The following is a 19,684-nucleotide window of genomic DNA, read 5'->3' on the forward strand; positions in this document are numbered from 1 at the left end:
TTCGTCCGCGCGGCAGCCTTTCTTACTTGTTCCATTGAACGGCCATCACTCAACCAGAGATCGCTTCACATAAAACCGCTTCAACTATGTTCGCGATTTTTTTGTGGCGCGACAAGTCACCCAATGGTTGCGAGACCAGCCATTTGTGGTGACGTACCGTCATGACCGCAATTCGGACGAAACCGAGGATGGGACTATCCCGTCTAAAGGTAAATGGCCATAGGAAGGAGTAAACCCCAGGGAGTTTCCTCAGCAGGACGCAAATCCTTGAAGCTTGCTTTCCTGTATGCAGCAATCGTGCGAACGTTTTCCGGGTGCGAAACGGTGGCGATCACCGGTACGACCTCTTCGAAAAGTTTTTTGACCCTTTGGCTTATGAAGTGCGGCCCGTACCCGGTTCCAATCATGACAAATTCGCCAATGAACTGGTCAATGCCGCGCGATCCGTTAGGCAGATCGAAGAAATGATGATCATCCCAACCATGAACGGTATGGTCTTGAATGTATGCAAAGGGTTGATCGGAAAAACCAAGTATCCACCTAGCAATCCGGTCGTCATCGAAGTCCTTGGCAGCATCGGGCTCGGTAGAATCTCACCATTCTCTGACATGAGGACGCGATTGCCAGTCCAACAGCAGTTCGGGATCGGCAACCGTAACGCTGCGAAAAGTGAATTGTTCCTCGCTATTTATTCCGAAAAACTCGCACATTTGCTTTCGGAAGAAGTGATTCTTTGTGGACCTCAGAGCCAAAGCAGCAATGAGTGCAATAGGCAAGATCAACGTCGAGTTTGAGAGAAACACAGCGCTAGGTTGGCACCCCAAGTCAAACCTGCTTTCCACTACAAAAACAGTTGCAAAGCTAAGATCAGTTGCTGTCAAATATCAGCTCAATTTGATTTGAGCCTTACGACTGATCCAAAATCGTGGCAGGAGCACTGAGTTACCATTGAACCGCCCACTTTCTTTGAGCTTTCCTAGCTCCGCCTCAATTTTCCTTGCTTTTAGGGCCTAGGGCTCATAGCGATCCATCTTACTAAGTAAGTTAGAATGCTTGGGCTTTCTGGGAATTATTCTCGGTGCATTGTGGGCGTCGGCAAAGCGATATCAACGCAAGAATGGCTTCGCAGCAAACCCCAATTACTCCAGATAGGTTTTGAACCATTCAATTGTGCGGTCCCAGGCCAGGTTTGCCATCTCCTCGTCATAGCGTGGCGTGCTGTCATTATGAAAACCGTGGTTGGCGTTTTCGTAGATATAGGCCTCGTATACCTTGTCGTTGGCCTGCAGGGCGGCCTCAAAATCTGGCCAGCCCGCGTTGATGCGATCGTCAAGCTCACCCATCTGAACAAGCAACGGCGCCTGAATTTTGGCCACATCCTCAACTGCTGGCTGGCGCCCGTAGAACGGGACACCAGCGGCCAGTTCGGGATAGGCCACACCAATTGCGCTGACCACACCGCCGCCGTAGCAGAAACCAACAGCGCCGACCTTTCCAGTGCAATCATCTCGGTTCAATAGGTATTCAAATCCATTGAAGAAATCGTTCATCAATTCGACCCGGTCCACTGTCTTTTGCAGCTCGCGCCCATCCGCGTCGTTGCCTGGGTACCCTCCCACTGACGTCAGACCGTCGGGGGCCAGTGCCATAAACCCGGCCTTCGCCAATCGGCGCGCCACATCTTCGATGTAGGGGTTAAGGCCGCGGTTTTCGTGGATTACCAATACCGCGGGCAGGGGCTCTTCAACGCCGGCGGGTCGGACAAGGTAGCCGCGAACATCACCGGTTCCATTCGGTGAAGGGTAGGTGATGTAGTCCGCGTGGATATCGGGATCGTTGAACGACACTTGCTGAGCCATCGCGTAGTTCGGGCTGAGCATGTTCAGCAGCGCGACCGCTGTCACGCCGCCGACCGTGAACTTGCCTGCGCGGTCCAGGAATTGGCGCTTGGTGATCTTGCCGTGCGCGTAAAAGTCATACAGGTCCAGAAGTTCCTGGTCGAAGTCTTTTGCCGTCATGCGAGTCATTGTGGATCTCCTGATGAGTTTGGCAGTCTGAAGGGTGGGTAGTATCCGATCTGACGGTCTTGATTTGATTGAGCGTCTGGATGGGCTTCCTAAGATACCGCCGGTGAAAGTTCCTTGTTCGCGTACCGTTCGCGCAGCACGTTCTTTTGAACTTTTCCCATAGTGTTTCGCGGCAACTCTTGGACGAGTTCGTAGCGGCGAGGATGTTTGAATCGCGACAGTTTGTTTCTGATGATCGACTCGATCTGTTCCACCTGAAGCTGTGCTCTGGGCTCGGCAACCAAAGCAGCAATAATTGCTTCTCCAAATTCGTTGTCGGGAACCCCGAAGACCGCCGATTCCTGAACGCCATCGACATCGTTCAAAACGTCTTCAATTTCTTTGGGGTAGACGTTGTAACCACCAGTGATGATCAGGTCTTTTGACCGACCTACAATCGACAGGTAGCCATCCTCGCTGTATTGGCCCAGATCTCCGGTGATGAAAAATCCATTTTCTCGAAGCTCTTCAGCCGTTTTTTTGGGCATTTGCCAATAGCCCTGAAAAACATTGGGGCCACGCACTTCGATCATTCCGACCTCGCCCTGGGGCAGAGGTTCTCCAGTTTCAGGGTTGGTTACGATCACCTCGGTGCCGGGTAGAGGCATACCAACAGTTCCCGCGCGCCGCTCACCGCTATAAGGGTTAGAGGTGTTCATGTTCGTCTCGGTCATACCGTAGCGCTCAAGGATGCGGTGGCCGGTGCGCGTTTCGAACGCCACATGGGTTTCTGCCAGCAACGGGGCTGAGCCGGAAACAAACAGACGCATGTTCTCTGTGATCTCATCGGTGAAACCGTCATCCGCCAGCAATCGGGTATAGAAAGTGGGGACTCCCATTAGAAGGGTCGAGTGGGGCAATTCCTCCAAGATCATACCAGTGTCGAATTTTTTCATCAGCCGCACTTTGGAACCGGCGAGTAGTGATGTGTTCATCGCCACGAAAAGCCCGTGCGTGTGAAATATGGGCAACGCGTGAATCAAGCGATCAGCGTCAGTGATACCCCACAAATCCACAAGCGCTTGGGCATTGGACAGCAGGTTTCGGTGGCTGAGCATCGCGCCCTTGGACCGGCCCGTGGTACCTGATGTGTAAAGAAGCGCCGCGAGGTCTTCCGGCGCGCGATCCACGGTTTCGAATACACAAGGCTGTGCGTCCGCTTCGCGGCTCAAGCTTGGATTTTCGCCACCCAAGGTCAGCAGCTTTGCACCAGACCGGGTCGCCAATTGTTCGAATTCAGCTTTGTCGTGGCTGTCGCAAACGATTAACGCAGGTTGCGCATCAGAGATGAAATAGTCCAACTCTGCCATGGTATAGGCAGTGTTTAGGGGCAGGTAGACAGCACCTGCCTGAACCGAAGCGGCATAGAGCGCAATCGTGTCGGCCTGCTTGGGCGCTTGCACAACGATGCGACCGCCGGGGGAAACTCCGCTGTTCTGCAAGACATGCGCGATTTGCGCGGTGCGCTGCAGAAACGCATCATAAGCGACCACCTGGCCATTTTCGAGTTGCAGGAATGGAGCCGTGTTGCCCTCATGGCGGGCAAACAAACTGTCGTAAAGTGTATTAGTCACGCTGTATTTTCCCTAGGCTTTACCGCAAGCGTCGCAGTTGAAGCCGCGCGAATTGAACGCGAGGCTTGGATCGTGGCACGTGTCGCGAATTCTTCGTGGATACGTTCTGTTTTGTTCAAATCGTAAAGGTAGTTGGCCATCGCTCCTCCGGACTGGGCGCGTCCGTTTGGCGACTGATCTGCCTGGGCATGCAGTTCATGAAGCTCGGCACCATTTCCCAAGTGAAAGCGCGCCACAGGGTCAAGCGGCATTCCATCTTCGCGCTTGGCGAACATCAAGTACCGGGCGGCCATCGCGCGCACGTCCTGCGGTGTTGCTGTTTCTGCAAGCACGGCCTCGGCGGCATGCCCGTGTTCCGGGTTGTCTGCTTCACCAGACAGCCACCGGTTTAGCCCCGGTATCGGCGACAATGTCACAAAGGTATCAAGCCCGCGAAGCTCCCGCGAAAGCTCGGTCACAACCTGCTTTATCAATAGATTCCCAAAGCTGATGCCCGCCAAACCCTTTTGGCAGTTTGAAATGGAATAGAACGCCGCGACCTTTGCCTGCTCGGTTTCGATCGGTTCTCGTGCTTCGGATAGAAGCGTATCTATTGCATTCGGGATTTCAGCGGTCAGAGCGACCTCAACAAAAATCAGTGGCTCATCTGGCATCGAGGGGTGGAAGAACGCAAAACAACGACGGTCTGGCGGGTAGAGCCTTCGACGCAAATCGTCCAGATCGTTGATCTGGTGCACCGCTTCATAGGCGACGATCTTATCCAGAACGCGGGCAGGGGTGTCCCAGCTGATTTGCTTGAGGACAAGAAAGCCTCGGTTGAACCAGCTGCGCAATAAATGGACGAAATCGATATCCGTTCGCTTGAGTTCCGGTTTGGATTTGAGAAAGCGCAGCAGATCAACGCGCATGGCTACAAGTTCCTGCGTCGCACCAGACGGCTGGTTCAGTCGTCGCAATAACTCTTGCCGCCGTGGCTCTGAAGCTTCACTAAGCCTTTGATAAAGTTTGATGCTTTTGTTGTTGGCGTAGAGGCGGGCTGCTTCAGAAAGCTGATTTGCGTCCAACTCAAGTTGGTCATTCAAATAGACAAAAAAGTCTAGTTTCTCCGCATCATTCAGAGTGTGGTAGCGCTCAAGGATCGTAGACGCGAGCGTGAATCCTGAAACTTCACCTTCCGCAGATAAAAGCGCCTCACATAGTTCGGAAATGGACCGTTTGTCATCCTTGCCACGCCTTTTGTCGGGACGGTCCAGCAATTGGTTTAGTAGATCACCCAGAAACCAATTCTGCTGCATTTCAGGGCTCCATCTGGCTGCTAAGGTACTCACCTGTTCGGCGGTAGTGATCGATTAGGTGCCGAGTTGCGCCGTCTGCGTCGTGATTTAATGCGGCGTCCAAGATTTGCTGATGTTCGGCGGTGATGTCTCGTTTTTTGTAACTCGACCCGCCGGCCGCCAGATAGCGGTAGCGAATGTTCAGGTCGTAAAGCTGCGAGCAATACCGCAGCAGCAACGGCAGTTTCGAATTGTCCAACAAGGCCATATGAAACGCCTTGTGAGCGTCCTCAAAGTCTTGTGCCCCGTTCTGGCTGGCCTTTTTCATATGATGGTGACGCAAGACAAGCCGGTCTTCCCAGGCCGCATCCGCATTGGCGATGGAAGCGCGCAATGCGGTTTCTTCAAGGTTGCATCGAAGCAGAAGGATTTCCTCAAAGTTACACTTGCTGACTGGCGCTGCCCGAAATCCGCGCTGATCAATCCGCTCGACCAACATGTCCGAAGTCAAAAGGCTAAGCGCTTCCCGAACTGGACTAGCGCCAGTGTCCAAAAGCCCGCGAAGCTGTTCGATCTTGAGTTTTTGTCCCGGAGGTAATTCTCCGGTCAGGATCATTTCGCGGAGCCTTCGATACGCTCCATGAGTGGCTGATGTCTCTTTGCCCTCAGTATCAAGCATGGCGTCCATATCCGACTGTTCCTATTTCGCGGCAAATACTCTTGAGTGCACTTAACTGAAGGCACTCGTTCCAGTCGATAGACCAACTGAAAGGTTCAGCGAGCCTTCGTTGATCAACCAGCGCCGAAGTACAAAACTACGTGCCCCACTTTTGTGCATCGGATCGTCTTCGGCCAGCTTCCGGGCGGATTCAAGGCTGTCGGCGCGATAGATGATCAGTCCCATCCCCTGCATATGCTCGCCGGTTTCATCCGACATGGGGCCTGCAAAAGCCAGCTGCCCCAAACGTTCCAGCTGCGTCTGATACGCCAAGTGATCAGGCAGTGACGCCTTTACATCACCCGGCGCTTTGGCTGGCGTGCTCAGCGCGACGTAAAGCTCCAAAGCAAGCGCACCGCGGCTTTTTGCTTCTGATTTGTAGTCTGCCCAAGCAACCATTTGCTGTCTCCAAAAATATCGATATTATTTGACATATGGCAAAATAGTCGGCAAAAATCAAGCGAACTGACATGGATGGTGAAAATGAAATACCTGGTGGGAGAGACTTCGGAAGGCACAGCGGTTTTTGCTGTAGACGGTGAAAACGCAGTGAATCTAACGGCTTTGGACCCTGCCGTCGGTTCGGATTTGATGGGTTTGATAGCCAAGCCTGAACTGGCCGACTCACTTGCCAGCAAAATTGACGCGGCAGACAGTGTGCCCGTGTCTTCCATCACTCCGGCATTGCCCGTTGCTGCTCCCGGAACGATCATTTGCATGGGGTTGAACTACACGGACCACATCAAGGAAGGCGGGTATGACATCCCGGAATATCCGACGCTGTTCATGCGCGGGAAGAATTCGATCATGGCGGCAGGGCAACCTATGGTACGGCCTGCCTGTTCCCAGAAGCTCGATTACGAAGCCGAACTTATGCTGATCGTTGGAAAACGCGGCCGCCATATTTCGGAGCAGGACGCACTGGGCTATGTCTTTGGCTACACTGTATTCAACGATGGTTCGCTGCGGGACTATCAGCGCAAAACCGTTCAGTGGACGCCCGGCAAAAACTTTGATGATACGGGCGCGATTGGTCCATTTACCGTAACGCCGGAGGAGTTGCCCGAAGGGGCATCAGGTCTGAAGATCGAAAGCCGTGTGGGTGACGAAATCCTGCAAAGCTCGAACACGGCCAATATGATCTGGGGTGTCCGTCAGGTCATCGCGACGATTTCGGAATATACCACTCTGGAGCCGGGGGATCTGATTGCGCTAGGTACGCCGCCTGGTGTCGGACACGCCAAAAAGCCCAATCCCCGTTGGTTGAAGCCCGGCGAAACCGTTGAGGTCGAGATTGAAGGCATCGGAATCTGCGCCAGCCCAATCATTGACGAAAAGGACGCCAAGTCCAAGGTGGCTGCAGCATGAGCGCACCAACCGGAGCAGAGCTGGAGGCACTTCGTGCCAAGGCGCAGCAAGATCACCGCGATCTGCGCAAGCGCATTCCACGCTTGTCGGATGACGCGATCGCCTTGATCCTGCGCCAATCCAGATCGCACTACGCGTGGACCAACAAGCCTGTTTCTGACGACATACTTGAAGAGATCTATGACATCACGATCAACGGCGCGACCAGCATGAATACGTTGCCCGCGCGCTTCATTTTCGTGAAAAGTCCCGAAGGGAAAAAGCGGCTTGCAAAGTCTTTGAAGCCGAAGAATGTGCCAAAGATGATGGATGCGCCGGTCACTGCGATCATTGCCTATGACATGGACTTCTGGAAGGAACTGCCCTTTCTTTTCCCGCACGAAGACCGTCGGCCTTTGTTCGAAAACAAGCCCGACTACGTGGCAGACACGGCCTTTCGAAATGGCACGCTTCAGGGCGCTTACTTCATGATTGCGGCCCGGGCTGTCGGGTTGGACGTCGGCGCCATGTCAGGTTTTTCGAACAAGACCGTCGATGAGGAGTTCTTCGCCGGCACGACGCTCAAGTCCAATTTTCTTTGCAATCTAGGCTACGCGGACGAGACCGGATTGTTCCAGAAGCTTCCACGTTTTCCATTCGAAAAGGTTTGCTCTTATGCATGAGGAGGTGACGCTGTGGCTATGAAAGTGAAACCCTTCGTGACTTACCGCACGACAGCTCAATGCCCCACTCATGCGCGGACTGAGATACCAATTCGCGATCTTGATGTTGTTGTCGATGAACCCGTCGAACGCGGCGGGACAAATCTTGGTCCGTCTCCGACCGAAACCGCAATGGCAGCCCTGATCGCCTGTACGAATGTCATCGGGCACAAGAACGCACATCGGTTGGAGGTTGACCTCGGCACTGTGACAATTGACGCGAAATGCAGGTTGGATCGGCGCGGTGTCCTGATGGAAGAGGAGATTGATGTTCCGTTTCCGGAAATCGAACTCACCGTGAATTGTGAGACACCCGCCAGTCAGGAGGAGCTGACACGCGTGGGCGAGGAGACAGCCAAGTATTGCGCCATTGCAAAACTGTTCGAAGCGGCAGGCACTGACCTGACCGTCAACTGGGTCAAAACAAACAAATAAAGACAAAAGACCTAACTTTCTGGGAGAAGAGAAATGAAAAACTGGACCAAACGCAGCCTAGTGGGCGCTGCTCTGGCGGGCGCCATGGCGATGCCCCTCGCGGCAGAAGAGACCATCTCTGCTGTCGTAATTGATGGCTATCCCGACCGCGCGTTGTGGGTGAAAGAATTCACCAACTTCTTCATTCCAGAAGTAAACAAGCGGTTGGCCGATTCCGGCAACTACAAGATGAGCTGGCAAGAGAACTACGGCGGTTCGATCGTCAAGCCGAAAGGTGTTCTGGAAGGGATTCAGCTTGGCCTTGGCGACATAGGTATCGTCACAACCATCTTTCATTCTTCTAAGCTGCCCAGCCAGGGCATATCTGGATCGACACCCTTCGTGGCGTCGGACTCCCGTGCCGTGGCTAAGGCAGTGGATGAAATCGCGCGCGAATACCCTGCGATGCAGAACGAGTTTGCTGCGCAGAACCAAGTTTATCTTGCTACCGGCGTTGTTCTCGACACCTATCAAATCTTCTGCACGGAACCTGTTTCTTCGGTTGCCGATCTTGAGGGCCGCAAAATCGCGGGAGCTGGCCTGAACCTGCGTTATCTTGAAGGGATCAAGGATGCCGCCGGTGTACGCGGGGGACTAACCGATTTCTACAACATGCTTCAAACCGGCCTCGTCGATTGCGGCATGCTTTGGCCCGAAGCCGCAAAGACGTTTAAGATCGCGGAAGTAGCGCCGTACATGCTCAAGGCTGATCTGGGAGCAGTGAATTCCAAGACCATCACCGTCAATGCCGACTACTGGGCTAGCCTCCCGGACGAAGTCAAAGACGTGTTGAAGGCCGTCGCCATCGACTACCGTGACCATGTCGCCGGCATCGCGATGGACCGCGCCGCTGCTTCGCGGGATGCGTATGTTGAAGCGGGTGGAACAATCGTTGAGGTTTCGGACGAAGACCGTGCCGCCTGGGCAAACGCCATGCCGAATGTCGCGCAAGAATGGGCTGCGACGCTGAACGATAACGGTGAGCAGGGCACAGAGATGCTGGCCGCTTATCTCGGCAAGCTTCAGGATGCCGGATTCACCGGCGTGCGTGACTGGACGGCTGAATAACTGTCTGGCGATCCACGAAAGGGGCCTTTCATGCTGAAGACCGCAGTTGCTGGCCTTTCGCGGGTCGCCAATTCGCTCGCAATCGCCGCCAACGCCTTGGGTACGCTCGTCGTCCTTGCGTTGGTGGTCATTCTGAATGTCGATGTCATTGCGCGTGGCCTGTTCTCTGCCCCATTGCGTGGAACTTATGAGATGGTGCAATTCTCGGTCGTGATGATCGTGTTCCTGCAGCTGGCCGACGTTGTCAGAGTGGATCGATTGACGCGCTCAGATGGGTTTCTGAACCTGCTACACCATCGTCGCCCCGGTCTGACAGCTAACCTGAGGCGCATCATCAACGCCATTTCGGCAATCTTCATGGCCTTGATCGCCTATGTAACCTTCCCAGAATTTCTTCACATGTGGGAAACACAGGACTACTTCGGAGTGCCCGGTCTTTTCACATTGCCTTGGTGGCCGGTCAAACTGGTCATCGCGTGCGGTACTGCGCTTGCCTGCGTGATCTTCCTGCTCAAGGTCGTCACGGCGCAGGACCGCCCGCAACTTATTCGCACCCCAGAGCATGACGAGGCCGCAGAATGACGCCGATTGAGATTGGCCTGATCTCGGTCGTTGCCATAGTCTTTCTGATTTACGCGGGCGTCTACATTCCGATTGCTTTGGGCGTGGTCTCCTTCGTGTCGATCTGGCTGATGCGGGACAACTTCACGCTTGCGCTCAACTTGCTGAAGGTTGCGGTGGGCGACAGCGCGATGGAATACAGTTTCGCGACAATCCCTCTGTTTACCTTTATGGGGCTCATCGTTTCAAAAGCGGGACTAGGCAGGGATATTTACGAGGTCATGACCATGCGATTTCGCAAGGTCAAAGGCGGTATCGGAATGGCGACCGTCGGAGCAAATGCCGTGTTTGCGGCCGTTACCGGGTCGTCCATTGCGTCCGCATCAGTGTTCACAAAGGTCTCGGTTCCACAGATGATGGCGCAGGCATATAATCCACGTTTTGCGGTTGGGGTTGTGGCCGGGTCGTCGGTTTTGGGGATGATTATTCCGCCCTCGGCGATGCTGATCATCTATTCCTTTGTCGCTGAACAGTCCGTAGGGGACATGTTTCTGGCGGGAGTAATACCCGGTATCATGCTGGCGATAGCTTATGTGGGCGCGATCTGGTTGATGGGCCGTTTCAAACCTGCATTTGTGGGCGGCCGGGTCGTCGAAGACACCGAATGGATGTCCGGTCGCGAGATCGCATCTAAGACCCTGCCCACATTGTTCATTATCACGGTAGTGCTCGGTGGCATTTACACAGGATGGCTAACCGCTGTCGAGGCGGGGGCCGCCGGGGCACTGGTTGCGCTCGTTATCGCAGTCGTGCGCAAGTCCATGACACCAAGAGCGTTCTGGGACGCGTTGCTGGAAACCGGTCACATTACAGCGGCGATTTTGTTCCTGATTACGGCAGCTTCGATTTACAGCCGCATGCTGGGACTGGCCGGGCTGCCCAATCAGTTGCAGGACTTGCTTGCGGGGAATTCAGCGTCCTTTTGGTCGATCATGCTGCTCTACGTCCTTTTGATGCTTTTTCTGGGAACATTACTCGATACAGCGTCCATCATTCTGATCGTTGTCCCGCTGTTTCTGCCCATGGCCGAGGCACTAGATATGTCGTTGATCTGGTTTGGCATTATCACTGTTGTCGGCGCCGAAATCGGACTTTTGACCCCACCTTTGGGCATATCTTGCTTCGTCATCAAATCGACAATCAACGATGACCGAATATCGCTCAAGGATGTGTTCATGGGCGCACTTCCCTTTGCGTTCGTGATGCTGATCGTTCTGTTCATTCTGATCGAATTCCCGATCCTCAGCCTTGCCCTGATTTAAGGAGGCCCAGATGCGCTCTGTCACCAAAGACAATATCACCGACGTGTTCATGGGATACCTGTCCAAGGACACCGATCCGCGGATGAGAGAAATCATGGGGTCTCTGGTCAAACACCTCCACGATTTCGCCCGAGAAACCAACCTGACGCATGACGAATGGCGCGCTGGGATTGCGTTTCTGGAGGGCTGCGCTGCGGTGGAAACTGAGGACAGGCATGAATTCGTGCTCGCCTCAGATGTGCTGGGCCTTTCGTCATTGGTTGACATGTTGCATTCAAGTTCTGATGCAACAAGCTCATCCGTACTTGGCCCTTTCCATGTTTCTGGCGCGCCGCCTCTGCCATTCGGCGGGGATATGAAGCGCCACTACGGTGGACCTGTGCTGCTTGCTGAAGGCGTGATCCGGGATACCGATGGTAATCCGATTTCCGGTGCAGAGCTGGATATCTGGCAAACCGCACCGAATGGAATGTATGCAAGCCAGGACGAAGAACAGGACACCTATTCTTTTCACGGTCTGATGACTACCGGTGACGACGGTAAGTATGCATTCACGACCGTCAAGCCAGTTGAATACACGGTACCGTCAGATGGGCCTGTCGGGGATATCCTGCGCGCCTGCGGCCGCCATCCATGGCGACCTTCGCACCTGCACTATATCGTCAAAGCTCCTGGCTACCGTTCTTTGGTCACTGAGATTTTCCCCGACGACGATCCTTATTTGGATCAGGATACAGTGTTTGGTGTTCGGGATGATCTGGTGATGACCTATGTTGAAAGGCCAGTTTCAGAATTTCCTGATGGCATGGAGCTTTCTGGTAAGATCACTGAACCTTTCTTGCACGTGAAGTTCGATGTGAAGCTTGCCAAAGTCTGAACGATATTGAGGAGGCTTGAGGTGCTGAAACATATCTTCATATTTGGTGCCGCGCTGATTTGCAGTAGTGCTATCGCAGAAGAGCGCCCGATCTTTGACGCGCATATTCATTACAGCCACGATGCCGTCAAACTGGTTCCTCCCGAACAGGTGGCCAAATTCCTTCGAGATGCGGGCGTTCGTAAAGCCCTGGTCTCCAGCTCTGATGACAATGGTACTCAGCTGTTGTTGGCCGCGGCACCGGACATTGTTGTTCCGGCACTGCGCCCTTACCGGCGTCGCGGTGAAATCAACACCTGGATGCACGATGAAACCGTAATCGAGTATCTGGAAGCAAATCTGGCAATGAACAAGTATGAAGCCATCGGTGAGTTTCACGCTTACGGCGACGATATCAAAACGCCGGTCATCCAACGTATGATTGCACTAGCCAAAGAGCGGAACCTCATCCTGCATCACCATGGTGATCGAGAGGCAGTTGACCTGATCTTCGAAACCTGGCCGGAGGCTCGGGTCTTGTGGGCGCACTCTGGCTTTGATGATCCGGCGAGTGTTGTTGACGCGCTGGACACCTATCCAAGGCTTTGGGCCGACTTGGCATTTCGTTCGGACATGGCCTCACGAGGCCGTATCGACCCGGATTGGAAGGCGGCTTTCGAAGCCCATCCGGATCGTTTCATGGTCGGTACGGATACATTTGCGCCGGAACGTTGGTATTACGTAGGACCTCATGCCGATTTTTCGCGTGAATGGTTGGATTTGCTGCCGGACCAGATTGCGGACAACATCGCCTATGCCAATGCCGAACGTTTGCTGGCATCAGAATGATCCGCTGCGCTGTCTGGTTTCTGATTTGGTCCAGCGCGGCTTTTGCTTGTGACGTAACTGGGCAACGTATGAATTCGGAGGTTCAAAACGCACCCGAGGTTTATCTGTCTGTTGATGAAATTCCGTTGGCTCAACCGTTTTCCTTGCTGGTTTCAGTTTGTAGTGAAACTGCCGTGGGCCAAATGCGCGTGGATGCAATCATGCCCGCTCATCAACACGGTATGAACTATACCCCCAAGGTTACCGCGTTGGACGGTAGAACGTTCCGCGTTGATGATATGCTGTTTCACATGCCGGGTTTGTGGGAGCTGCAGGTTGATGTCGACATCAATGATCAATCAATTTACTACACGTCAAAAATTGCGTTGAAATGAAGCTGTGGATGACAGCGGCGCTAATGGTCCTGACCGGCGCAGTGCGTGCCGAAGTCTTGCTGTCTGCTGACGAAATTGAACAAACGCTGACTTTTGGACCGTGGCCACCATCCTTCCAGTCGGACCCAAGCAATAGGATTTCGAATAATGCCAGAGCGATCGCGCTCGGAGAGGCCTTATTCAACGATCCGTTGTTATCCGTCGACGGTGCATTTTCTTGTGCAAGTTGTCATGATCCTGAACAGGCGTTTACTACGTCGGAGGCGCGGGCGCTCGGCCATGTACTGTTAGACCGAAACACTCCATCACTGCGGAACCTGGCCGGACTCCGCTGGTATGGGTGGGGTGGCAAAAGCGATAACCTTTGGGCAGCCAGCCTGCATCCGATCATCGAAGAGCAAGAGATGGCGCACAGCCCCGAAAGCCTAAAAACAGCAATCTCTGAAAGTGCCTACATTGATGACTTTGAAGCTATTTTTGGCGTCATCCAAGATCAAGGCCCAGAGCTTGTTCTGGTGAATACCGCAAAAGCTCTTTCGGCTTATTTGGAGACTTTGGTTACCGACCGGACTCAGTTCGACGATTTTCGCGATGCCTTGGAGGATCAAGATTTTGCAGCGGCCGCGTACTACCCCGAAGCAGCCCAGCGAGGTCTTCAGCTGTTTTTAGGGCGCGGGAATTGCGTGTTTTGCCACAACGGCCCGAGGTTTTCCAACAATGAGTTCCACGATGCCGGTGTACCATATTTTCTGAATGAAACCGAGGTTGACGAAGGTCGGTTTGGTGGATTGAACTTTTTGCTCTCAAGCCCCTATACACTGGACGGCGTCTGGAATGACGATCCGGACAAGCAAGGTGCTTGGGCCGTTCGAAATGTACGCCGGAGCCACGCTGATTTTGGAACCTTCCGCACGCCCAGCCTGCGTGGGGTGGCTGAAACCGCACCGTACATGCATGACGGCAGCCTAGGGGATCTGAACGCTGTGATCCGGCATTACAGCAAAATCAATACGGAAAGGCTGCACGCCGACGGTGAAGCCATTCTCTCGCAATTGAATTCGTCTGAGCAAGAGATTGAAGACTTAGTTGCGTTTTTGATGACGCTGTCCAAGGCGCAAGACGATTAGCGAACTGATCCGCGCCAATAGGGAACTGCAGAAAATGGTCCTCTGACACGGCACCGGTCCGCATTAGGCAAAGATACCGCTTTCGGTCGGCTCTCCCAAGGCTTGCGTCGCGCCCACGGATCGCGCATCGTCCGGTCGACCACCTCAGCCACCGATTTGTGAGACGCGTCCTGATCCACTGCGGTCCGGCAGTCCGCCACAAACTGTTCCAGGTTCCACATATCTTCAGCCCCCAATTGCATGCTGTAAAAGCAACAGGTTCGCACAGGCTGTAAAATAGACGAAATTGGGACCCAGATTGCTGCTGCATGTATCGGGTATCTAAGACTGCCAATGACTGCTTGGCCTTCTTTCGCCAAATCGGGGCGGATGTCTACTTTGCGGGACATCCGTCGATTACATAGAATACATTAGGCTGTTTGTTTGCTTAATCGAAAATGCGTTCGCCCTGCTCGTCAATCACCTGTTTCGCCTTTGCGATGCTGAAGCTTTCGCCCTGATCCCGGGTTTCAAATACATCCGCCCGGATCACTGTATGGGTCTTGCGATCTCCGTCGATGGTCTTTTCGATACGCGCTAAAAGGCGGTATTTGCCACCTTCGGGCATCAGGTCCGGAAAGATTTCGAACCCTCTGTAAGAGACTGGCTCCAGCTCCGACTTTTCACCACCACCGAAGAGTTTAGAGAAGAGGGACATTGGGCGGCTCCTTTCAGCGTTGCTATGACCGGAGACTAGCGCCGCTTAGGACAGGCGTGAAGCATGTCGTGCTACCAAAACATTTGTCTTCGATCCGTTGGCACGCTCTTTGCGTTGCCTAATACGTTCAGCTCCGCGATAAAAGCCCATTCCCCCGCACCACTCTCCCTTACACGGACGGTCCAAAATCGCCATTCTAACACACCGCCGCCAACGACCGCTTTGAGCCCAAAGCAGAAATCGCTTTTCGGAAGCATAGCCTGTCTTTCTGAACTCTAGACTTGTATTTCGCTGACCGCTTTCACCGCTACTGCAGTTGCAAAATATCAGGAACACATAGTTTTCTTTTTGCCGGCATTTTATTAGCACCGTCCGATCGTTTCAGTCGATTCGGACCGTCTTTGACCTTGATTTTTGGCTTAGCTAGTGAGCCTTTTAACGTGACTGGCCAGGGGCTCTTCGACAGAGGTTCACCAATCTTACGGGGCTGCAGATTTAGGTCCAACATTTTGCCCGCCACATTGACATCGCCAAAGACGACTACTTGGACATGATCAGTTTCCAAGGTAGTTTGTTTCGTCGAAATACTTCCATTAGAAATACTAATCGGCGCCCGCAGACACACAATTGGGGCAACCTTTTGTTTCTCCTTAGTAAACACCCAAGGTAGCACCCCTAGACCTGCCAGATCCAAAAGCTGGGTCTCGATTGAGCCGTCACGCATCGAAACTGTGGCATTGCCGCTCATGCTGTTTGCAAAATGCTTGGGTGAATCGGTTCCCCCGGTTGCAGAAAAATCTGCATAGATCGTACCGCTTGCGCCCTTTTTGAAGTTCAGGCTGTGAAGAATTTCATCCAGCTGCCAGCCGCCTGCTTTGCCGGTCAACGTAAGCAGATGAGCGTCGTTCGATAGATCCATTTGCCCGCTGACGTCGAAATGAGCGCCTCCGTATTCAAACTTCAAAGGTCCGGCCCTGAGTTCATTTTCGTTGAGCGTCAGTTCACTTTGCAAACTGCTGATACCTTTAGCCCCCTCGATATGCCGAAGATCAATATCAACATCCATATCCATCCCGGACAGAAGAATTGAACGCCCGATAGGTTTCAGTGTCACATCTCTTAGAGGGCCGGTGTCGCCGATTTCTTGATTGATCTCTTCCTCTTCAGGCTCCGATCCACCGATCTTCCGCAACTGCGCGGCCGCCTGAACGATAGTTCGGATCTGATCAATTTTTATCAGGTCACTCTCTATCGACCCCTGTAGTACAGGGTCACTCGTTGCATCATCAAGATCGGCCACAAATTGCAGGACAGAGTCGGCAACCTCGACTTTGGCATTCGCATTCCAATCGGTTCCTTCGCTGACAAGGCCAATTTCAAAGCTAGCCTGCCCAGTTTCCACCCGTTCAAGCGATAGGGCTTCTAAAAGGTCCGCTCCAGAGGGGACTTCGACATCTATTGCCAAATCCAGGTTCTCGAATTTGAGTACATTTTTGACAGTGCCATGCACCTCGAGGTTCCAAAGTTCCGTTTCGCTTGTCTTGCCATCCAAATTCGTCAGCGATAGCTGATTGATATCGCCGTTCAAATGAAAGTCGCCGGAAAATCTACCAAGTTGATCATCCGGTCCCAGAAGCTCCGGTGAGACCAAGCTGCTTGCCGGTATATCCATTAACCCTTCGGCCGATATGCCTTGTAATTGCAACGCGTCATCGACCGAACCGTTCAAAATGATAAACGGGTTAGCGGGGTTCCCAATTCTCAGGTTGATGCTCCCGACCCTCAAAGCGCCTTCGGGTGTTCTGGAAAGCTCGGAAAACTTAATCGGGGGCGGTCCTTCACCAGACGTGTCCAATGTGAACCCGTTGGTTTCAATGACCATTTGCCGCTGCGGAACTTGGCCGGGCGTGCTGTCGATGACCATGTCGACTGCGATGAGTTTTAGATCATAACGTGATGCTGCCGGGGCTGGTTCAGCATCTTCAGGATACAAACGTATGCGGGTTGTCAGCGATACGTCTTCCGGGTTCCCCAACTCTCCGATTTGTCCCGTCAGCGAGAGGCTTTGCCCGCCATCCAATTCCGTCAAAACACTCAGGTCATCAATACGGGCAACACCATCGACCGTTTCGAATGTTGCACCAATATTACCTGTGCCTTCCAAAACACGGTTGAGTTTCAGGATATCGAGAAGCTGGCCGAGTTCGGCAACCTCCAAGGTCGTCTTCACTTGCAGCCCGCTCTCTTGAGGGACTTCCACGGCGGCAATCGCAATTTGTTCGAATTTCATCGCTATCTGAAAAGGGCTCTCCGCAGGGAATGCCGCGTTCAATTCAAACCTCTCTCCATTTAGCGCACCTTCCCCAACTGCGGTCGCAACATCGGTTTCCGTATCACGCGTTAAGAGCAGTTTGCGAAGCTGTAAATCCAGTGCAAGCCCGTTTAGATCACTCTGATAGAGAACGGTGATATCGGTCAGGTCGATTTGGTGGTCCGATAGAATTCCAACCAAAGACAAATTTGTACGTTTAGCAGGTTTCCCGACTTCAACTTCCGATTGGGAGATGGACCGCCAGTTTCCGACACCGTCTTTGTCTGTTAGCAAGTTCAAGTGAACGCCAGAGAGCGAAAGACCACTCAGCGAGAGTTTACTATTCCACAAGTCGCGCGCTGAAACCTGGAACTCAAGCTCGTCGACCGCTGCAAGGTTCACATCAGCATTCTGAAAACCGGGTAATACCAACCCCGCCGCGGATACTTGCAATTGCCGACCGAACCCCAGACGTACCTCATCTTCGATTTTAACTTCTTGACCAAGTTTCTTGGAGATCAGATCCTCCACGAAAGATGTTCTGATAGAGGAAAACAGCGCAGAAGACAAAAAAAGCCAAGCCGCTATCACAGCGACAAACGCGACGGTGCAGCAGATCATTATACCCTTGGCAGCGTATCGCAAGTTCTTCTCCCAAATTTCCGGTTCATCCCGTGGGTAGCCTAGATCATTAAATCATTAAGTTAATGGAATATATGGTCTGCAAATGTACTGAACTTTGAATGATCTTGATCGCATAGTTGGTATTCTTGCCGATTTCATCGAACCGCTGATAAATGAGTAGACGGTATTCTTTCTGTTTTTTTGCTGCTTGCCCAGTTACTAAACAGTTGGCTTGAAGTGAGTTAAACTTGTCAAAACGGACACGTTGCAAGAGTACTGACTACATGGGTCCGTCTAACCCTCCAACCGACAAAAAGCAGGGTTCTTTCGATACCCTTCATTTATTCAATAACTGCTAAATATGAAATCATCAAACAAAGATGACGCGACGAGATTGCTAAACAAAAAAACAAGAGGGATAAGCTTCGCTTTGAAGGTCGGTAACGAAGGCATACTTTGATTATGATGCCAGTCCTTGCCTTAGAGTGTTTTGGAGCAACTTAGATGAACTGTGAGGTCAGCATCAAAGTTCCGGATGGCGGCTTCGTCTGCTTAGCAGTCATTCGCTCCTCTTTGCATTAGCCTCCGGTTTCGGCGGAAAGCAGACGTTCACCAAGATCCTTTTGAGCGACCGCTAAAAGGACGCCACTAGGCTTTGCAAAGCGCGATTTCTGCGCGTTGTTGCCATCTGAGCAGCTCGCAGCATTTTGTACTTTGGGCTCGAAACAGACGTTCTCCGCGCACAGGATCAATGACTGATATCTCGGACTGAAGTGCTGGTTTGTCTGGTACGCAGGGGATTTGTTCACTCAACCAGAGATCGCTTCACTTTACGCACGTACAGCGATGTTCGCGGTTCGCAGTGACGTTGCAATTCATGCGGTGGTCACGAAACCTGCCATTCGAGATCCGGATCGACGAAGACCGCAAGGCGGGACGAAACAGTGTTCAACTTGGTGGGTTAGAAGACACGCAAAAGTCAAATACTATGGAGGAACGGGTCACTTTCATCGGGTGGCCCGCTCTAACTGACGGTTCGGTGACGTTCGCTTTGATGCACTTGTGCAGAAATCGCATAAAATTTTACTCGGGAGGGTTTCACGTGCTTCCATTCGTAGCAACGACCAGCCGAGATTGACGCCAAAATGATTGGCCACTTGGAATGGTCCGGGTGGACAGATATTAACGTCCGCCACGCTCTTGCCCCAATTTCAAGTAATACGACCTGAATGACTGTGAACTCCGCGATGAAACAAGGCTTGGCGCCGCATCCGTTCTATACCTTCGGCCTCTGGGCCGTGCTCGCCGGCGGTCTCGGTATTTTCGCCGTGTTCATTCACATCGTCTATCCGAGCCTTCAGCCCGCTCCCTCCGTGGGAAGCCAGATCGGCGAGATTGCACGCGATATCGGGCGATCCGCTTGGTTTAGCCTGCGTGGATTGGAAGACACTCTGCCTGTCGAGGAAGAAACGAACTACTGGATGTACCTAGCCATAGTCGGTCCTGTACTGGGTGTTGTGGCTCTGGTACTGTCGCTAATCTCCGGTCTGCGCCGGGAGAATTGGCGCTATCCAGCCTATGGCGCAAGCCTTGGGTTTGCGGCTATCACGTTCCAATTCATCTGGCTCATCGCAGCACTGATCGCCGGTGTGGTGCTCCTCGCCGCAATCATAGAGAATATAGGAGACATCTTCAGCTGGCCCTTTGGCAGCTAGGGCCG

The 19,684-nt window shown here is 53.0% G+C and carries 19 protein-coding genes; 11 read left to right on the forward strand and 8 right to left on the reverse strand.

From position 1 onward, the window contains the following. Positions 1–203: 203 nt before the first annotated feature. The 6 genes from ACR0IU_RS11165 to ACR0IU_RS11190 form a co-directional block, all read right to left on the reverse strand. Positions 204–548, reverse strand: coding sequence for a GNAT family N-acetyltransferase (locus ACR0IU_RS11165; RefSeq protein WP_480716348.1), 345 nt, complete (start codon positions 546–548; stop codon positions 204–206). A 591-nt stretch (positions 549–1,139) separates the two neighbouring features. Beyond that, complete coding sequence (yghX, locus tag ACR0IU_RS11170) at positions 1,140–2,027, reverse strand: YghX family hydrolase (protein ID WP_480716297.1); 888 nt, start codon at positions 2,025–2,027, stop codon at positions 1,140–1,142. Between the two features lie 89 nt (positions 2,028–2,116). Continuing rightward, on the reverse strand, positions 2,117–3,640 hold the full coding sequence (locus ACR0IU_RS11175) for a malonate--CoA ligase (RefSeq protein WP_480716298.1): 1,524 nt from the start codon (positions 3,638–3,640) through the stop codon (positions 2,117–2,119). Beyond that, positions 3,637–4,935: a malonyl-CoA decarboxylase gene (locus tag ACR0IU_RS11180; RefSeq protein ID WP_480716299.1), complete on the reverse strand. Its 1,299-nt coding sequence runs from the start codon at positions 4,933–4,935 to the stop codon at positions 3,637–3,639. Before ACR0IU_RS11180 ends, ACR0IU_RS11175 begins: the two co-directional genes overlap by 4 nt. Position 4,936: 1 nt before the next feature. Then, positions 4,937–5,593 carry a GntR family transcriptional regulator gene (locus ACR0IU_RS11185; RefSeq protein ID WP_480716300.1) on the reverse strand — a complete coding sequence of 219 codons (657 nt, stop codon included), beginning with the start codon at positions 5,591–5,593 and terminating at the stop codon, positions 4,937–4,939. Between the two features lie 51 nt (positions 5,594–5,644). Further along, positions 5,645–6,031, reverse strand: a complete 387-nt coding sequence (locus ACR0IU_RS11190) for a YciI family protein (RefSeq protein ID WP_170475494.1) — start codon at positions 6,029–6,031, stop codon at positions 5,645–5,647. A gap of 84 nt (positions 6,032–6,115) precedes the next feature. On the opposite strand from ACR0IU_RS11190, the gene ACR0IU_RS11195 reads away from it, so the two are divergent. From ACR0IU_RS11195 to ACR0IU_RS11240, 10 genes are all read left to right on the forward strand, one after another. After that, complete coding sequence (locus tag ACR0IU_RS11195) at positions 6,116–7,000, forward strand: fumarylacetoacetate hydrolase family protein (protein ID WP_480716301.1); 885 nt, start codon at positions 6,116–6,118, stop codon at positions 6,998–7,000. Beyond that, positions 6,997–7,662 (forward strand): malonic semialdehyde reductase, encoded by a 666-nt coding sequence (locus ACR0IU_RS11200; protein WP_480716302.1) that lies wholly within the window; start codon positions 6,997–6,999, stop codon positions 7,660–7,662. Before ACR0IU_RS11195 ends, ACR0IU_RS11200 begins: the two co-directional genes overlap by 4 nt. An 18-nt stretch (positions 7,663–7,680) precedes the next feature. Beyond that, entirely contained in the window at positions 7,681–8,136 is a 456-nt protein-coding gene (locus ACR0IU_RS11205; protein ID WP_480716303.1) for an OsmC family protein, read from the forward strand. A gap of 33 nt (positions 8,137–8,169) precedes the next feature. Beyond that, positions 8,170–9,243: a C4-dicarboxylate TRAP transporter substrate-binding protein gene (locus ACR0IU_RS11210; protein ID WP_480716304.1), complete on the forward strand. Its 1,074-nt coding sequence runs from the start codon at positions 8,170–8,172 to the stop codon at positions 9,241–9,243. A 30-nt stretch (positions 9,244–9,273) separates the two neighbouring features. Beyond that, entirely contained in the window at positions 9,274–9,825 is a 552-nt protein-coding gene (locus ACR0IU_RS11215) for a TRAP transporter small permease subunit (protein ID WP_170475503.1), read from the forward strand. Next, complete coding sequence (locus ACR0IU_RS11220) at positions 9,822–11,126, forward strand: TRAP transporter large permease (RefSeq protein WP_319546337.1); 1,305 nt, start codon at positions 9,822–9,824, stop codon at positions 11,124–11,126. Before ACR0IU_RS11215 ends, ACR0IU_RS11220 begins: the two co-directional genes overlap by 4 nt. Before the next feature lie 10 nt (positions 11,127–11,136). Further along, complete coding sequence (locus tag ACR0IU_RS11225; RefSeq protein WP_170475505.1) at positions 11,137–12,003, forward strand: dioxygenase family protein; 867 nt, start codon at positions 11,137–11,139, stop codon at positions 12,001–12,003. A 21-nt stretch (positions 12,004–12,024) separates the two neighbouring features. Further along, positions 12,025–12,831, forward strand: coding sequence for an amidohydrolase family protein (locus tag ACR0IU_RS11230; protein WP_480716305.1), 807 nt, complete (start codon positions 12,025–12,027; stop codon positions 12,829–12,831). Between the two features lie 200 nt (positions 12,832–13,031). Next, complete coding sequence (locus ACR0IU_RS11235) at positions 13,032–13,205, forward strand: hypothetical protein (protein WP_480716306.1); 174 nt, start codon at positions 13,032–13,034, stop codon at positions 13,203–13,205. Between the two features lie 8 nt (positions 13,206–13,213). Further along, the gene (locus ACR0IU_RS11240) at positions 13,214–14,332 is read left to right on the forward strand and encodes a cytochrome-c peroxidase (protein ID WP_480716307.1); all 1,119 of its coding nucleotides are present in this window, start codon (positions 13,214–13,216) and stop codon (positions 14,330–14,332) included. A 427-nt stretch (positions 14,333–14,759) separates the two neighbouring features. Here the strand turns inward: ACR0IU_RS11240 and ACR0IU_RS11245 are convergent, their stop codons facing one another. Next, on the reverse strand, positions 14,760–15,029 hold the full coding sequence (locus ACR0IU_RS11245) for an HlyU family transcriptional regulator (protein ID WP_170544884.1): 270 nt from the start codon (positions 15,027–15,029) through the stop codon (positions 14,760–14,762). A gap of 307 nt (positions 15,030–15,336) precedes the next feature. Then, positions 15,337–17,985: an AsmA family protein gene (locus ACR0IU_RS11250; protein ID WP_480716308.1), complete on the reverse strand. Its 2,649-nt coding sequence runs from the start codon at positions 17,983–17,985 to the stop codon at positions 15,337–15,339. 1,208 nt (positions 17,986–19,193) lie between these two features. On the opposite strand from ACR0IU_RS11250, the gene ACR0IU_RS11255 reads away from it, so the two are divergent. Next, positions 19,194–19,679, forward strand: a complete 486-nt coding sequence (locus tag ACR0IU_RS11255) for a hypothetical protein (protein ID WP_480716309.1) — start codon at positions 19,194–19,196, stop codon at positions 19,677–19,679. Positions 19,680–19,684 lie beyond the last annotated feature (5 nt).

This window comes from Ruegeria sp. CL5 (assembly GCF_056536485.1).

Bases quoted from the DNA above. Each gene is read 5' to 3' on its own strand.
- yghX (WP_480716297.1), bottom strand. From the start codon at position 2,027: ATGACTCGCATGACGGCAAAAGACTTCGACCAGGAACTTCTGGACCTG.
- ACR0IU_RS11180 (WP_480716299.1), bottom strand. From the start codon at position 4,935: ATGCAGCAGAATTGGTTTCTGGGTGATCTACTAAACCAATTGCTGGAC.
- ACR0IU_RS11185 (WP_480716300.1), bottom strand. From the start codon at position 5,593: ATGCTTGATACTGAGGGCAAAGAGACATCAGCCACTCATGGAGCGTAT.
- ACR0IU_RS11190 (WP_170475494.1), bottom strand. From the start codon at position 6,031: ATGGTTGCTTGGGCAGACTACAAATCAGAAGCAAAAAGCCGCGGTGCG.
- ACR0IU_RS11195 (WP_480716301.1), top strand. From the start codon at position 6,116: ATGAAATACCTGGTGGGAGAGACTTCGGAAGGCACAGCGGTTTTTGCT.
- ACR0IU_RS11200 (WP_480716302.1), top strand. From the start codon at position 6,997: ATGAGCGCACCAACCGGAGCAGAGCTGGAGGCACTTCGTGCCAAGGCG.
- ACR0IU_RS11205 (WP_480716303.1), top strand. From the start codon at position 7,681: ATGAAAGTGAAACCCTTCGTGACTTACCGCACGACAGCTCAATGCCCC.
- ACR0IU_RS11210 (WP_480716304.1), top strand. From the start codon at position 8,170: ATGAAAAACTGGACCAAACGCAGCCTAGTGGGCGCTGCTCTGGCGGGC.
- ACR0IU_RS11215 (WP_170475503.1), top strand. From the start codon at position 9,274: ATGCTGAAGACCGCAGTTGCTGGCCTTTCGCGGGTCGCCAATTCGCTC.
- ACR0IU_RS11220 (WP_319546337.1), top strand. From the start codon at position 9,822: ATGACGCCGATTGAGATTGGCCTGATCTCGGTCGTTGCCATAGTCTTT.
- ACR0IU_RS11225 (WP_170475505.1), top strand. From the start codon at position 11,137: ATGCGCTCTGTCACCAAAGACAATATCACCGACGTGTTCATGGGATAC.
- ACR0IU_RS11235 (WP_480716306.1), top strand. From the start codon at position 13,032: ATGCCCGCTCATCAACACGGTATGAACTATACCCCCAAGGTTACCGCG.
- ACR0IU_RS11240 (WP_480716307.1), top strand. From the start codon at position 13,214: ATGACAGCGGCGCTAATGGTCCTGACCGGCGCAGTGCGTGCCGAAGTC.
- ACR0IU_RS11245 (WP_170544884.1), bottom strand. From the start codon at position 15,029: ATGTCCCTCTTCTCTAAACTCTTCGGTGGTGGTGAAAAGTCGGAGCTG.
- ACR0IU_RS11255 (WP_480716309.1), top strand. From the start codon at position 19,194: ATGACTGTGAACTCCGCGATGAAACAAGGCTTGGCGCCGCATCCGTTC.